11 protein-coding genes are annotated in these 14,747 nt (G+C 59.4%); 3 read left to right on the top strand and 8 right to left on the bottom strand.

The window, feature by feature from the left end; translation table 11 throughout:
* Positions 1-2 precede the first annotated feature (2 nt).
* Positions 3-3,068 carry an efflux RND transporter permease subunit gene (locus HX790_RS04595; protein ID WP_138453031.1) on the top strand — a complete coding sequence of 1,022 codons (3,066 nt, stop codon included), beginning with the start codon at positions 3-5 and terminating at the stop codon, positions 3,066-3,068.
* A gap of 105 nt (positions 3,069-3,173) precedes the next feature.
* Here the strand turns inward: HX790_RS04595 and HX790_RS04590 are convergent, their stop codons facing one another.
* A complete protein-coding gene (locus tag HX790_RS04590) occupies positions 3,174-3,764 on the bottom strand; it encodes an Lrp/AsnC family transcriptional regulator (RefSeq protein ID WP_232626369.1) in 591 nt (196 codons plus the stop codon).
* A gap of 194 nt (positions 3,765-3,958) precedes the next feature.
* Here HX790_RS04590 and HX790_RS04585 point away from each other — a divergent pair, with 194 nt between their 5' ends.
* Complete coding sequence (locus HX790_RS04585) at positions 3,959-4,573, top strand: LysE family translocator (protein WP_169985366.1); 615 nt, start codon at positions 3,959-3,961, stop codon at positions 4,571-4,573.
* 513 nt (positions 4,574-5,086) lie between these two features.
* On the opposite strand, the gene HX790_RS04580 is transcribed toward HX790_RS04585, so the two are convergent.
* Genes HX790_RS04580 through plsB form a run of 3 tightly spaced genes read right to left on the bottom strand, consistent with a single transcriptional unit; the run spans position 5,087 to position 8,772 of the window.
* Positions 5,087-5,776: a DUF4197 domain-containing protein gene (locus HX790_RS04580; RefSeq protein WP_017137124.1), complete on the bottom strand. Its 690-nt coding sequence runs from the start codon at positions 5,774-5,776 to the stop codon at positions 5,087-5,089.
* Positions 5,777-5,814: 38 nt separating this feature from the next.
* Positions 5,815-6,216 carry a YbaY family lipoprotein gene (locus HX790_RS04575; RefSeq protein ID WP_176991286.1) on the bottom strand — a complete coding sequence of 134 codons (402 nt, stop codon included), beginning with the start codon at positions 6,214-6,216 and terminating at the stop codon, positions 5,815-5,817.
* Positions 6,217-6,267: 51 nt separating this feature from the next.
* Positions 6,268-8,772 (bottom strand): glycerol-3-phosphate 1-O-acyltransferase PlsB, encoded by a 2,505-nt coding sequence (plsB, locus tag HX790_RS04570; protein ID WP_017137126.1) that lies wholly within the window; start codon positions 8,770-8,772, stop codon positions 6,268-6,270.
* A 182-nt stretch (positions 8,773-8,954) separates the two neighbouring features.
* On the opposite strand from plsB, the gene HX790_RS04565 reads away from it, so the two are divergent.
* Entirely contained in the window at positions 8,955-9,164 is a 210-nt protein-coding gene (locus tag HX790_RS04565) for a cold-shock protein (RefSeq protein WP_003219353.1), read from the top strand.
* A gap of 137 nt (positions 9,165-9,301) precedes the next feature.
* Here the strand turns inward: HX790_RS04565 and HX790_RS04560 are convergent, their stop codons facing one another.
* From HX790_RS04560 to HX790_RS04545, 4 genes are all read right to left on the bottom strand, one after another.
* On the bottom strand, positions 9,302-9,679 hold the full coding sequence (locus tag HX790_RS04560) for a hypothetical protein (protein WP_017137127.1): 378 nt from the start codon (positions 9,677-9,679) through the stop codon (positions 9,302-9,304).
* A gap of 54 nt (positions 9,680-9,733) precedes the next feature.
* The gene (locus HX790_RS04555; RefSeq protein WP_170036449.1) at positions 9,734-10,543 is read right to left on the bottom strand and encodes a putative RNA methyltransferase; all 810 of its coding nucleotides are present in this window, start codon (positions 10,541-10,543) and stop codon (positions 9,734-9,736) included.
* Positions 10,543-11,694: a succinyl-diaminopimelate desuccinylase gene (gene dapE, locus HX790_RS04550; protein WP_017137129.1), complete on the bottom strand. Its 1,152-nt coding sequence runs from the start codon at positions 11,692-11,694 to the stop codon at positions 10,543-10,545. The genes HX790_RS04555 and dapE overlap by 1 nt, the downstream gene beginning before the upstream one ends.
* A 255-nt stretch (positions 11,695-11,949) precedes the next feature.
* Entirely contained in the window at positions 11,950-14,541 is a 2,592-nt protein-coding gene (locus tag HX790_RS04545; RefSeq protein ID WP_099548548.1) for a glycosyltransferase, read from the bottom strand.
* Between the last annotated feature and the right edge of the window lie 206 nt (positions 14,542-14,747).

Raw genomic sequence — 14,747 nt, 5'->3', positions numbered from 1 at the left:
CGATGGGTTTCAATCTTTCCGAATGGGCGTTGCGTAATCGCCAGATCGTACTGTTCCTGATGATCCTGCTGGCAGTGGTCGGCACGTTGTCCTACACCAAGCTGGGGCAAAGTGAAGACCCGCCGTTTACCTTCAAGGCCATGGTCATCAAGACCAACTGGCCGGGCGCCACGGCCCAGGAAGTTTCGCGCCAAGTCACCGAACGTATCGAGAAGAAGCTGATGGAGACGGGCGAGTACGAGCGCATTGTCTCGTTCTCCCGGCCCGGTGAGTCCCAGGTCACCTTCATGGCCCGCGATTCGATGCACTCGGCACAAATCCCGGAGCTGTGGTACCAGGTGCGCAAGAAGATCAGCGATATTCGCCAGACCTTGCCGCCGGATATCCAGGGGCCGTTTTTCAACGATGAATTCGGCACCACCTTCGGCAATATCTACGCCCTGACCGGTGACGGTTTTGACTACGCGGTGCTCAAGGACTACGCCGACCGCATCCAGATTCAACTGCAACGCGTGCCGGATGTGGGCAAGGTCGAGTTACTGGGCCTGCAGGACGAGAAGATCTGGATCGAACTGTCCAACCTCAAGCTCGCCACCCTCGGCCTGCCATTGGCTGCAGTGCAGCAGGCACTGCAGGAGCAGAACGCCGTCTCCACCGCCGGTTTCTTTGAAACCCCGACGGAACGCGTGCAACTGCGCGTCTCGGGTAACTTCAAAACGGTCGATGAGATCCGTAACTTCCCGATCCGCGTCGGTGACCGCACCTTCCGCATCGGTGATGTGGCGCAAATCCATCGCGGCTTCAACGATCCACCGGCGCCGCGCATGCGCTATATGGGCGCGGACGCCATCGGCCTGGCCGTGGCGATGCGTGACGGCGGCGACATTCTGGTACTGGGCAAGGCCCTTGAAGGCGAATTCGCACGCCTGCAGAAGAACCTTCCGGCAGGCATGGAACTGCGCAAGGTCTCGGACCAACCGGCGGCGGTGAAAACCAGCGTCGGTGAATTCGTCCAGGTACTCGCTGAAGCCTTGGCCATCGTGCTGCTGGTGAGCTTCTTCTCCCTTGGTGTACGCACCGGCATGGTGGTCGCCCTGGCGATTCCGCTAGTACTGGCGATGACCTTTGCGACCATGTATTACCTGGGCATCGGCCTGCACAAAATCTCCCTCGGTGCCTTGGTGTTGGCCCTGGGCTTGTTGGTGGACGATGCGATCATCGCCGTGGAAATGATGGCGATCAAAATGGAGCAGGGCTACGACCGGCTCAAGGCCGCGAGTTTTGCCTGGACCAGCACCGCGTTCCCGATGCTCACCGGCACATTGATCACCGCCGCAGGTTTCCTGCCGATTGCCACCGCGCAATCGAGTACCGGTGAATACACCCGTTCGATTTTCCAAGTGGTGACCATTGCCCTGCTGGCCTCGTGGGTTGCGGCGGTGGTGTTTGTGCCGTACCTGGGGGAAAAGCTCCTGCCGGACCTGGCGAAGATTCATGCGGCCAAACACGGCACCGATGGGCCTGATCCCTACGGCACGCCGTTCTATCAACGTGTAAGACGCTTGGTCGAATGGTGTGTGCGTCGGCGCAAAACTGTGATCGTGTTGACCTTGTTGTTGTTTATCGGCTCGGTGGCGCTGTTCCGTTTTGTACCTCAGCAGTTCTTTCCGGCCTCCGGTCGCCTGGAGCTGATGGTCGACCTGAAACTGGCTGAAGGTGCTTCGCTGAGCAACACCGCCGACCAGGTCAAGCGCCTGGAAGCCTTGCTCAAGGAACATGCTGGCATCGACAACTATGTGGCCTATGTGGGCACCGGTTCGCCGCGCTTCTACCTGCCGCTGGACCAACAACTGCCGGCCGCCAGCTTTGCGCAGTTTGTGGTACTGGCCAAAACCATCGAGGAACGCGAAAGCCTGCGCACCTGGCTGATCGAGACCCTTAACGAACAATTCCCCGACCTGCGTTCACGCGTCACGCGCCTGGAAAACGGCCCGCCCGTGGGCTACCCGGTGCAGTTTCGCGTGACCGGCGAGCACATCGAAGAAGTCCGTGCCCTGGCGCGCAAGGTCGCGGCCAAGGTTCGCGAAAATACCCACGTGGTCAACGTGCACCTGGACTGGGAGGAACCGAGCAAGATCGTCTACCTGAATATCGACCAGGACCGTGCCCGTGCGCTGGGCGTCAGCACTGCCAACCTGTCGAAGTTCCTGCAAAGTTCCTTGACCGGCTCCAGCGTCAGCCAGTACCGCGAGGACAACGAGTTGATCGAGATCCTGCTACGCGGCACCGTGCATGAACGTACCGAGTTGTCGCTGCTGCCGAGCCTGGCGGTGCCGACCGACAACGGCAAAAGCGTAGCGCTGTCGCAGATTGCGACCCTCGAATATGGCTTTGAAGAAGGCATCATCTGGCACCGCAATCGCCTGCCGACGGTGACCGTGCGTGCCGATATCTACGGCAAGGAACAACCGGCAACCTTGGTCCAGCAGATCCTGCCGACCCTGGAAGGCGTGCGCGCCGAACTGCCGGACGGCTACCTGCTCGAAGTGGGCGGCACCGTCGAGGATTCGGCCCGTGGCCAGAACTCGGTCAAGGCCGGCGTGCCGCTGTTTATCGTGGTAGTGCTGACCTTGCTGATGCTGCAACTGCGCAGTTTCTCACGCACTGCAATGGTGTTTCTGACGGCGCCGCTGGGCTTGATCGGCGTGACCTTGTTCCTGCTGGTGTTCCGCCAGCCCTTCGGCTTTGTCGCCATGCTCGGCACCATCGCGCTGTCGGGCATGATCATGCGTAACTCGGTGATCCTGGTGGACCAGATTGAACAAGACATCAAGGCGGGACTGGCGCCCTGGCAGGCGATCATCGAAGCCACCGTCCGACGCTTCCGCCCGATTGTACTGACGGCGCTTGCGGCGGTATTGGCAATGATTCCGCTGTCGCGCAGCGTGTTCTTCGGGCCGATGGCGGTGGCAATCATGGGCGGGTTGATTGTGGCGACCGCGTTGACGTTATTGTTCTTGCCAGCCCTGTATGCGGCATGGTTTCGCATTAAGAAGGAGGCGCACTAGTTCATAACGGGAGGCGTGAAGGCGTATCGATAGTATTGACGGGTGTGGGAAAAGCCTGAAATTCGATAACTGCTGTTTAAGCCTGAATGTCTCCCACTTGTTTATTTAGAATATTGGCAGTTTCTTCTCGACGGTTTTTATAATGGAAGTGTTGGTGTCGGCCAACGGCGTTATTTTTTGCAAGGTTTGATCAAGGTGGTTAACGGAATGTGTGTACAGATGGCAGACGAAACTGTCTTCCCCGGTGATCTTGTAACAGACAATACATTCAGGCATGTCTGACAGTAGCTGCTCCACTGTTTGAAAATTTCCCGTCAGCGGTTTTACCCGCACCAGTGCCTGCAGCGCAAACCCCAGTGCCTGCGCGTCCAACGCTACGCTGAACCCACTTATAACCCCTGCCACTTCCAGGCGTTTGAGACGCTCACTGCAACCAGGAGCGGACAATCCCACCTGCCGGCTGAGCGCGCGGATAGAGGCACGGGCATTCTGATGCAGGGCGACCAGCAGCGCGCGATCAATGGCATCGAGTGTCTGATCGTTTTTTGTAAGCCTTTTCATTAGATGGACCTTACGAACATTGATGAAATAGCGTGAAAATCTTACATACCACAGATCCCTGACAAAAGAATGGATTTTTAAAAGCTTTCCATCTATTTTTTTATTCTTGAATGTGCGAATTACAGCTGCGTTCAAAAGTTACCGCCGGCTAAACGATGCGGCTGTGTTTGAGTGAGTGTTTTTAACTTGCTATAAATTTTATTGAATGGGTGTATGAAAGTGCAAAGCGGTCCAGTGCGTGGTGGTTGTGAGGGGTGCTAACGTCGAGTTACAACTACAAGGCGGTGCGGTTTCATTAAGTTTTGAATAAGGCTACCGAGGCGCTTCACATGTTTGATGTCACGCTAAGTGTTTACCAGGCGATATTCACCTTTACTCTCGCAGCTATCGCCTTACTGGCCAGCCCCGGCCCCGCGACTCTGGCGCTGGCTGCCAGCGGCGCGGCGTATGGCATGCAACGCTCGTTTCAGTTTTTTGTCGGGATCACCCTGGGTTTAGTGATTGCCATGGCGTTGGTTGTTTCTGGGCTGTATGTGGTCTTGCACAGCTTTCCCGGGTTGGCGGTGGCACTGACGATCATCTCCATTGTTTATATTTTTTGGTTGGCTTACCGCATTGGTACGGCACCGCCCATTCAGGATCAGCAAGCCGTGGTCACGCCGGGCTGGGGTGCCGGTTTTGTGCTGGGGGTTGCAAATATCAAGGCGTATGCCGCGTTTGCAGCGTTACTGGGCAGTTTCACCTTGGGCACGACGCCGGGCTGGGAGCAGGGCACAAAAGCGCTTATTTGTTTATTGGTTTGCGTGGTATTCGATTTTTTGTGGCTTTTTGCAGGCAGCCGGATGCGCAAGTTGTTCATCCACCCCGTTTGGAGTCGACGACTTAACGTAAGCTTCGCGATTTTGATGGTAGTGACGGTCGCCTGGTCATTCACGCTGACGTAGTAGCACTGACTCACATCCTGATGCAAACAGGCGTCTGCGCCTTTGGAACGTTTGCCTTTTTTACTCCACTCAGAATTGCCTGATGGACAGGCGCAGGTTTCGACTTCCCTGAGTTGGCAGTCCGACCTATTCAATGAGTTTATGGAGAGTTACATGGCTTTTTTTGATGCTGTAATTGCTTTCAAAAGTGCGCTGCTCGGAGCCCTGTTGGGCAATAATGCACCGCGCAACAATTTTGGAAATGGGTATAGGTCGGGGCACGCAACAAACAATCACCACTATCCCCAACATCGTCCTCATACAGTCCGGCCGAACGTGGGCCACACCTATCCAACCCAGACCAACCATGGCAGGCCGTATCCACAGCAGCACACGGTCTACGAGCAACCTTCACCCTACAGGCCTAGCTATCCGCTTTTTACGCTGAATCGTTAATGGGCTTGGCCTGAAACAACTGCGCCAAGGCCCGTGGTAAGCGGTCTTGGCGCAGTGGGACCAGTGTGTTTGAGAAGCTTATAGTGCCCCAAACACCTTCTTGGCCAGGCTGGTGGCCGCGGCCGCCGGGTTTTTGCGAATGGTTTCTTCCTGCTGCGCGATCATCTTGAACAAGCCGTCCAGCGCCTGTTCGGTCACGTAGTTTTCAACGTTGGCACTTTTGGCATCCACTGCGCCAAATGCTGCCGCCTTGCCGGCCAGGGCGTTGTACTGCTGCGCAACCCCAACCTTGTCGGTAGCGGCCTTGACGATCGGCAGGAACTTGGCGCGGATCTGCTCGCGGCTGCTTTTGTTCAAGTACTGCGTCGCCGAGTCCTGGCCGCCGCTGAGAATGCCCTTGGCGTCAGTCACGCTCATGTTTTTGACGGCATTGACCAGGATCGGTTGCGCCTGGGTCACGGCCGTTTCGGCGGCCTTGTTCATGCTGGTTTCCAGCTGCGTGACCTGGTCGCCCATGCCGAACATCTTCAGCTTGTCGGCGACTTTGCCGAGTTTGCCTGGTAAGCCGATCTTCACTTCGGGGTTGTTGCTGAAGCCACCGGGCACGCCCAGTTGTTTCACGGCGATCTGCGCGCCTTGGGTCAGGGCGTCTTTGAGACCGCCGCTGGCGTCGCCCTGGGACAGGCTGCCAAGGTCCAGGGCCATGGCGTTGGCACCGAGCAGCAAGCCGGCACACAGGGCAGTGAGGCGAAGGGAGTGACGGAGCATGAGCGCTTCCTTATGTTCGGGCTTATGGTCTGGAAAGGTCAGTGTGCGACAGCATCAACGCGCAGACGCAGTGGCTGTTCGTCCTTGCCGTCGAGCTGCACCGCGTGGCGTTCGGTGGTAATAAACAGTAGCTTGCCGTCCAGCTCGATGCGAGCACTCACCGAATAAGTGTGGCCTGGCTTGATTTGGGCCGGGTCGTAGCTCAGGTGAAACGGCAGCGGCACCTGGCCTTTGACCGGGCCTTTCTGTTCGGCGAGGGTCACCGCCGGGGCGTCCATCAACGACACATCCTGCAGGCTGACACTCAGGGTGGCGGCGGACGGCAAGGCGATGCGTTGCAGGTAGAACACTTCGCCGTCGAGGCTGGCCTTGGGGGCTGGGGTCATGGATTGGCAGGCTCCGAGCAGGGCGGTAAGGCCCAGGAGGATGATCTTTTTCATGGTACAGCTCCTTTTCAACGGCGCCGGAAACAGCCCGGCGCCTCAGTCAATCTAGCGGCTTTCTGCCGGTTCCACAGGCGCTTCAGCTGCGCCGTCGACGCGATGCAAGGCCACCTGGCGAATCGACAGACGAATCTCGGCAGGCAGCACGCGTTTGGCCGCGCCTTCCGCCAGTTCACCCAGCAGGTCGTGGTAACTCAATTTCCCGGCCTCGTCGCGGCGCAGCACATCTTGCTCCAGCAATGTCTGGATAAAATGTCGGAAAAGACTCTTGTCGAAGAACTCCGGCGCGTTCAGGCCATGCAGGATCGACAGGCGCTGGGCCATGATCGTGCACAGGTCTTCCAGCTCTTCGGCGCTGATGCTGTTCTGGCCGCTGTTAAGCAGCAGCGAGATCGCCATGTAGAAGCGTTGCAGGGTCTGGGCGATGCTCTTGGACAACAGCGTCAGCAGCACAAAGTGCCGCGAACTCGGGGCCGGGCGCAGGTACACGTTGTTTTCAAAACGCAGCAGGCCTTGCTCGACAAAGGCTTCCAGCCATCGGTCGACGACGGCGTCCAACTCTTCCAGCGACCAGCGGATAAACAACTCCGATTGCAGGTAAGGGTAGAGCGCGCGAGTAAAGCGCAGGATCTGCTCGCGGCTCATGCGCGAGCTGCTCTGGAAGAAGCTCGCCAGCAGCGCCGGCAGGGCAAAAATATGCAGCACGTTGTTGCGGTAATAGGTCATCAGGACGGCGTTCTGCTCATCCAGATACACAATTTTGCCCAGGGCGTCACTCTGCTCCGAGAGCAGGTTCATGTCCTTGACGTGCTTGATCAGCGCCAGCCCATCGCCTTCCGGCAAGGTGGTGTGCGGCGAGTAGGGCACACGGCGTAGCAGTGCCAGGTACAGGTCCAACTGGCGGGCCATGGCCTGTTCATCGAGGGCCAGGCGTGTGGTCGAAAGCAGCGCCAGGGCCACCAGGTTTACCGGGTTGACCGCTGCGGCTTCGTTGAGGTGGCGTGCCACCTGTTCGCCGAGGCGGTTGGTGGTTTCATTGAGCCACGCCGGTTTGTAGTTCGGGCCCAGCTCTTGGGCACGCCAGTCCGGCTGCTCGGCGTCGAGGAACTCGGCCAGCTTGATCGGCTCGCCGAAGTTGACCGCGACCTGACCAAAGCGCTGCTTGAGCGCGCCGACCACTTTGAAAATATCGAAGATCGATTCTTTCTTCTTGCTCGCCCCGCGCAACTCGCCCAGGTAGGTACGGCCTTCGAGTACGCGTTCATAGCCGATATACACCGGCACGAACACGATCGGCATGCGTGAGGAACGCAAAAAGCTGCGCAGGGTGATCGCCAGCATGCCGGTTTTCGGTTGCAGCATGCGCCCGGTGCGCGAGCGTCCGCCTTCGACGAAGTACTCCACCGGGAAGCCCTTGGTGAACAGGGTGTGCAGGTACTCGTTGAACACCGAGGTGTACAGCGGGTTGCCCTTAAAGGTGCGGCGCATGAAAAATGCACCGCCCCGGCGCAACAGGCTGCCGATCACCGGCATGTTCAGGTTGATGCCGGCGGCAATGTGCGGCGGAGTCAGGCCGTTTTTGAACAGCAGGTACGAAAGCAGCAGGTAGTCGATATGGCTGCGGTGGCAAGGCACGTAGATCACCTCGTAACCCTGGGCAACCTTTTGCACACCTTCGATATTGTTGACCTTGATGCCGTCGTAGATCTTGTTCCAGAACCAGCTCAATACCACTTCCAGAAAGCGAATCGCGGTGTAGGTGTAGTCCGAAGCGATCTCGTTGCCGTAGCGCAGGGCCTGGGCCTTGGCTTTTTCCGGGGTGATTTTCTCGCGCTCGGCTTCATCGGCGATGGCCTGGCGCACCAGCGGCATGTTGACCAGGCCTTTGACCAGGTTACGGCGGTGAGACAGGTCGGGGCCGATGACCGCAGTCTTCAGGTTACGAAAGTGCACGCGCAGGATGCGCTGGGCCATGCGCACGGTACGTTCGTGGCCTTTATTGTGCTCGATCAATTCACGCAGGTTGATAGGCGCGGAGAATTGCACACGTGTCTTGCGGCCCAGGATCAGGATGCTCAGCAACCGGCGCAGGCGGCCGGTGACGGCCCAGCTGTCGGCAAACAGCAGTTTCCACGGGCTGGACTCGCTTTCGGGCGACTGCCCCCAGAACACGCTGACCGGAATGATTTGTGCATTCTCTTCGGCGTGCTCGGTCAGGGTGTTGACCAGGCGGGTCAGGGTTGGCGGCGCGCCGCGCTTGTCCTGGCGGCCGAGCCAGTCGGGTTCGGGCGTGAGGTAGAAGAACGCGGCGGGTTCGATCAACGAACCCACTGACACCGGCAGCACCGGGCGCGGCAGGCCGGCCTTGGTGCATTCCTTGTCGACCACCGCCAATTCGGTGAGAGAGGGCGATTGCAGGACGTAGAACACCGGCCGGCTGCGGTCCAGGTTAAGGGTTAGGGACGACTGATTGATCGTCTCCGAGCGAACCCAGAGGTACAACAGTCGGCGCAAGGTGCCAAACACCAGACGGCGGAACGGGGAGCGGGTCATAGGCATGCTGCTTCAAGTGGAAAAAACCGAGCAGGTGCTCGGGCGGGTAGTGTGCCGTATTCGCCGAAAATCGGCAAAAAAGCAGCGATGTAAACTTGAGTTGATCGTTTTTGAGCCTGTCTTATACTCGGCAGTTCAATGCGAGCGACTCAACAATAAAAATGCATGTGGGAGTAAGACAGATGGCAACGCGTGAAACCGGCAATGTGAAGTGGTTCAACGATGCAAAGGGCTATGGCTTTATCCAGCGTGAAGACGGCAAGGATGTGTTTGTGCACTACCGCGCCATTCGCGGTGAGGGCCACCGCTCATTGGCCGAGGGCCAGCAGGTGGAATACGCCGTGGTGACCGGCGAGAAGGGCTTGCAGGCTGAGGATGTGGTGGGTCTGTAACACCCTTGTCCTGCCAACCCAATCAACTGTGGGAGCTGGCTTGCCTGCGATGCAGACACCTCGGTCTAACAGTCGGACCGCGGTGATGCTATCGCAGGCAAGCCAGCTCCCACATTGATTGGGTTTTCAGGTTTGGATCAGGCAGTTTTCCAGGTGATCTGCTCTTCGCCGTCAGCACTGATGCGAATCCAGCTATCAGCGCTTTCCTCGCCTTCCTCCTCAACCCAGGTACCCGGCGCGCAGCGCACTTCGACGTTCAGCGCGGCAAAGGCGGCGCGGGCGCAGGCGATGTCGTCGTCCCACGGCGTCTGGTCGCTTTCCAGGTACAGGCTGTTCCACTTGCCCACGGCTTTTGGCAACCAAGTGACCGGTACAGTGCCGGCCTTGCACTTGTAGGTCTGGCCTTTCTGGACCCAGTCGGTGCATGGGCCCAGGGCGGCACCCAGCCAGGCGGCGATGGCCTTGTAGTCGACCTCGGCGTCTTTCAGGTAAATCTCGATATCAGGTTGGCGCATGGATGTTCCTCGTTGCGGGATTCGAAAATCCATTCGCGGATACTTAAAAGTCAGTTATTGAAGCACGAAATAATCGTAGCGCATCGACACGGTGACCAGCAGCGGCTCGGCGGCCTCGATCACTTCAGCACGGCGCTCGGCACTCGCGCGCCAGCCATGGGGCGTCATCGCCAGCAGGTTGGCGCGGTCCTGGGGCTCGATCAGGCTCAGGGTGAACTCCAGCGTTTCACTGTGCGCCAGGCGCATGCCTTGCGGCACCAAAGCCAAATGCTTGTCGTCGGTGTATTCACGCACTTCGTCGTACAGGCGTTCGCGCAATTCCATCAGGTGGCCGGCAGTCGGGCCAACCTTCATCAAACCGCCGCCGGGGCTGAGCAGGCGCTTGGCCTCTTCCCAGTCCAAAGGGCTGAACACGCTGGCGAGAAACTGGCAACTGCCCGACGCCAACGGCACGCGGGCCATGCTGGCGATCAACCAGGTCAGCGCCGGGTTGCGTTTGCACGCGCGTTTCACCGCTTCCTTGGAGATATCCAGCGCATAACCGTCAGCGTGGGGCAGGGCGTCGGCGATTTGCGCGGTGTAGTAACCCTCGCCACACCCGATGTCCACCCAGCGCTGCGGCGCGCGCTCGGCGGCCAGTTCGGCCAGGCGCCTGGCCACTGGCGCATAGTGCCCGGCATTGAGAAAGTCGCGGCGTGCCTCGACCATGGCGAGGTTGTCGCCTGGGTCGCGGCTGTTCTTGTGCTGCACCGGCAACAGGTTCAGGTAACCCTGGCGCGCACGGTCGAAACGGTGCCCAGCGGGGCACGCCACGCCATTATCCACCGCGTTGAGCGGTGCGCTGCAAAGGGGGCACGCGAGCATCAGGCGAGCAACTTGATCAGGGTTTGGTAGTAGATTTCGGTCAGCACATCGAGGTCGCTGGCCAGAATGCGTTCGTTGACCTGATGAATCGTCGCGTTGACCGGGCCCAGCTCCACCACCTGAGTGCCGAGGGTGGCAATGAAGCGCCCGTCGGACGTGCCGCCGCTGGTGGACGCCTTGGTCTCGCGGCCGGTAATTGCCTTGATGCTGGCCGAGACAGCATCCAGCAACGCGCCCGGCTCGGTGAGGAATGGCAGGCCAGACAAGGCCCAATCAACGTGCCAGTCCAGGCCGTGTTTATCCAGAATCGCCGCAACCCGCTGTTGCAGGCCTTCGACGGTGGATTCGGTGGAGAAACGGAAGTTGAACACTGCTGTCAGGTCACCCGGAATCACGTTGGTGGCGCCGGTGCCGGAATTGAGGTTGGAGATTTGAAAGCTGGTCGGTGGGAAGAAGGTGTTGCCATCGTCCCAATGCTCGGCAGCCAGTTCCGCCAGCGCCGGTGCTGCCAGGTGGATCGGGTTTTTCGCCAGGTGCGGGTATGCCACGTGGCCCTGCACGCCGCGCACGGTCAAGGTGGCGCCGAGGGAGCCGCGACGGCCGTTCTTCACAACATCGCCCACCAGCGTGGTGCTCGACGGTTCGCCGACGATGCACCAGTCCAGACGCTCCTTGCGTGCCGCCAGACGCTCAATCACCGCTTTGGTGCCGTGGTGCGCCGGGCCTTCTTCATCACTGGTGATCAGAAAAGCCACCGAGCCCTTGTGGTCCGGGTAGTCGGTGACAAAACGCTCCGAAGCCACCAGCATTGCCGCCAGGCTGCCTTTCATGTCCGCTGCGCCACGCCCGCAGAGCATGCCGTGCTCGTCGATCAACGCATCGAACGGGTCGTTCTGCCAGGCCTGCACCGGGCCGGTTGGCACCACGTCGGTGTGGCCGGCAAAGCACAGCACCGGGCCTTCGTGCTTGCCATGGGTGGCCCAGAAGTTGTCCACATCTTCGATACGCATCGGCTCAAGTGCAAAACCTGCGTCGCCCAGGCGCTGCATCATCAGCTTCTGGCAGTCGGCATCAATCGGCGTCACTGAGGGGCGACGGATCAAGTCGATGGCAAGTTGAAGGGTCGGCGAAAGGTCGGCATGGGCCGTCATGGGAAAACTCCGGGAAGCGTGTAATGGGCGCGCAGGACGAATGTGGAATACAGAACCTGAATCGGCGCAAATCTAATGTGGGAGCTGGCTTGCCTGCGATACAGACGCCTCGGTCTGGCAGCTACACCGCGGCGCTGCTATCGCAGGCAAGCCAGCTCCCACAGAAAGCAGGGCCTGGCCAAGTCTCGTAAAACGGCCGTTATCTTATAGCAAAACGGCGGCCAGAGGCCGCCGTTTAGTGCATTGCGCAAGTTTTTACTCAGCGGTTGCCGGCTCAACCTTAGGTGCAGGTTTTGGCAGCGACGACAGGAACGCCATGATCAGCGCCGCCACATACGGCAGCGATTGCACCAGCAGCATCACCACCCAGAAGCGTATGTCATTGCTCGGCAGGCCCTGCACCAGGTAAATCCCGAGTGCGGCGCCCCACAACAGCAACATGATGAACATCTCTTCGCGGGCTTCGGAAATGGCTACCCAGAAGCCGTGGTTATCGGCGTTTTTCGGTGTGCGAAAGAACGGAATACTGGTGGTGAAGAAGCCATACAGCACCGCCTTGGCGATGGTGTGTGACAACGCCAGCCCGGCCAGCGCCGCGCAGAATGCGTCTTTCAAGTTCACACCCACCGCACGGCGGTAGAGGAAGATGATCTTGCCGACCTTGAACACAAACAACGCCAACGGCGGGATCGCGAAAATCAGCAGCGGCGGGTCAACACGGGTCGGCACGATGATCATCGCCGCCGACCACAACAGGGCGCCGACGGTGAAGAAGATGTTCATGCCATCCGCCACCCACGGCAACCAGCCCGCGAGGAAGTGGTAGCGCTGGCCGCGGGTCAGCTCGGTGCCCTTGCCGCGCAACAGGCTGGCGGTGTGGCGCTTGATGATCTGGATCGCGCCGTAGGCCCAGCGGAAACGCTGCTTCTTGAAGTCGATAAAGGTATCCGGCATCAAGCCCTTGCCGTAGCTGTCGTGGTAATACGCGGCCGACAGGCCTTTCTCGAATACCCGCAGGCCGAGTTCGGCGTCTTCACAGATGCACCAGTCGGCCCAGCCCAGCTCCTCGAGTACCGAGCGACGGGTCATGGTCATGGTGCCGTGCTGGATGATCGCGTCACGGTCGTTGCGGGTGACCATGCCGATATGGAAGAAGCCTTTGTATTCGGCGTAGCAGAGCTTCTTGAAAGTGCTCTCGTTCTGGTCGCGGTAGTCCTGCGGCGACTGCACCACGGCGATTTTCGGGTCGGCGAAGTGCGGCACCATGTGCTTGAGCCAGTTTGGCGACACGCAGTAGTCCGAGTCGATCACCGCGATCACTTCGGCATCCTTGGCGGTATGCGGGATCAGGTAGTTCAGCGCGCCGCCCTTGAAACCGGCGAGGGGCGAGACGTGGAAGAACTTGAAGCGCGGGCCGAGGGTTTCGCAGTAGTCGCGCACCGGCTCCCAGACGGCTGGGTCCTTGGTGTTGTTGTCGATGATCAGGACTTCGAAGTCCGGGTAATCGAGGGCGGCCAGGGCGTCGAGGGTCTGTTTGACCATCTCCGGCGGCTCGTTGTAGCACGGCACATGGATCGAGACTTTCGGGCGGTAGTCCGAATCGCCTTCCACCGGCAGGAATTCACGCCGGCGCTTGTGGGTCCACACCGCTTCAGCCAGTTCGTGGGCTTCGGTGAGCAATACGATAAACACGCCCAACGCGCCGAGGGCCAGCAAAATGCCGACGGTGACGCTGAACCAGGTGCTGTATTGCTGGCTGTAGTCGTAACCGATCCAGACCAATACCGAACCACAGAGGAACGCGATAAAGGTCAGGAAGGTGCGGCCACGCTGGCGCAGGGCCGAGCCGTCGATCATCAGCAGGGTCAGCGACAGCAGCGCCAGCACCACCGAGCCGATGGCCAGCACGCGCCATTGCGGGATCGCGACGACCGGTCCTTCAAAGTTGAATTTCTGCTGGCGTGCGGCGTTGTACACGCCCCAATAAGCGCCCGCCGAGCCTTCGTCGCTGACTTTCCACGGCTGGTCGAAGGCCTCGATTACGAAGTAGTTGTAACCCTGGCGGTTCAGTTTGTTCACCAGCGTACGCAGGTAAATCGCCTGGTCTGCCGGCGAGCTTTCATTGCCACCGCGCATACGGCCGTTGCTCGGCCAGCCCACTTCCGAGAGCAGCAGCGGTTTTTTCGGGAACAGCTTTTTCAGATCCCGTGCACGGTCCAGTACGTACTGGCCGGCCTTGTCCATCGGGATGAACTCCCAGAACGGCAGGATGTGCGCGGCGATCAGGTCGACGTGCTTGGCCAGTTGCGGGTTCTTTTCCCAGATGTGCCATTGCTCGGAGGTGGTCACCGGCACTTTCACGGCGGCGCGCACCCGGTCCAGCAGCACGATCAGCGCCTCCGGGGTGATTTCTTCGCGGAACAATGCCTCGTTACCGACCACCACGCGCACGACACTGCGCGAGTTGTTGGCGATCTCGATGGCGCGCTGGATTTCACGCTCGTTGCGTTCCAGGTCCGGGCTGATCCAGATCCCCAGGGTCACGCGCAGGCCGAACTCTTCGGCCAGTTTGGGAATATCGCCCAAGGTGCCGTCGACTGAGTAAGTACGGATGTTGTCCGTCAGCTTGCTCATGATCGCCAGGTCCTGGCGCATCTGGTCGTCGGTGGGGTACTGGTCTTTCTGCGGGAACTGGCCTTGTTGGAACGGCGAGTAGGAGAACCCGGAGATCTGTTCAGGCCAGTTAGGGGTGGTGACCGGGCGGTTTATCAGCGCCCAGAAGCCGGTAAACAGCGCGGCAATTGCCAGCACTACCACCAGGTTGAGTCCAAATTTACGCGATGACATGGCTATTTCGGGTTCCAAAGGGTGTGGAACGAAAAGAGGTGTCGGCCTACGCCGAACGGCGCGCATCCTACACCGGCCTTTAACTGAGCGTACAGCAGACAGAGAAAAGCCGGACGTTAGTCAGCGAAAGACCCTCTAAGTTCTTTACTTGTAGCTGGAAGCTTCGAACTTGTCGCTGTGTAGTCCATAATGCGCGCCGGTTTTTG

This window comes from Pseudomonas sp. IPO3747, from assembly GCF_013385245.1.
Classification (GTDB): Bacteria; Pseudomonadota; Gammaproteobacteria; order Pseudomonadales; family Pseudomonadaceae; genus Aquipseudomonas; species Aquipseudomonas edaphica.
The sequence above is the reverse complement of the archived record's forward strand: the minus strand, read 5'-3'. Positions and strand labels throughout refer to the sequence as shown.

Bases quoted from the DNA above. Each gene is read 5' to 3' on its own strand.
- dapE (WP_017137129.1), bottom strand. From the start codon at position 11,694: ATGACGGCCCATGCCGACCTTTCGCCGACCCTTCAACTTGCCATCGAC.
- HX790_RS04565 (WP_003219353.1), top strand. From the start codon at position 8,955: ATGGCAACGCGTGAAACCGGCAATGTGAAGTGGTTCAACGATGCAAAG.
- plsB (WP_017137126.1), bottom strand. From the start codon at position 8,772: ATGACCCGCTCCCCGTTCCGCCGTCTGGTGTTTGGCACCTTGCGCCGA.
- HX790_RS04545 (WP_099548548.1), bottom strand. From the start codon at position 14,541: ATGTCATCGCGTAAATTTGGACTCAACCTGGTGGTAGTGCTGGCAATT.
- HX790_RS04555 (WP_170036449.1), bottom strand. From the start codon at position 10,543: ATGCTCGCGTGCCCCCTTTGCAGCGCACCGCTCAACGCGGTGGATAAT.
- HX790_RS04580 (WP_017137124.1), bottom strand. From the start codon at position 5,776: ATGCTCCGTCACTCCCTTCGCCTCACTGCCCTGTGTGCCGGCTTGCTG.
- HX790_RS04560 (WP_017137127.1), bottom strand. From the start codon at position 9,679: ATGCGCCAACCTGATATCGAGATTTACCTGAAAGACGCCGAGGTCGAC.
- HX790_RS04575 (WP_176991286.1), bottom strand. From the start codon at position 6,216: ATGAAAAAGATCATCCTCCTGGGCCTTACCGCCCTGCTCGGAGCCTGC.
- HX790_RS04585 (WP_169985366.1), top strand. From the start codon at position 3,959: ATGTTTGATGTCACGCTAAGTGTTTACCAGGCGATATTCACCTTTACT.
- HX790_RS04595 (WP_138453031.1), top strand. From the start codon at position 3: ATGGGTTTCAATCTTTCCGAATGGGCGTTGCGTAATCGCCAGATCGTA.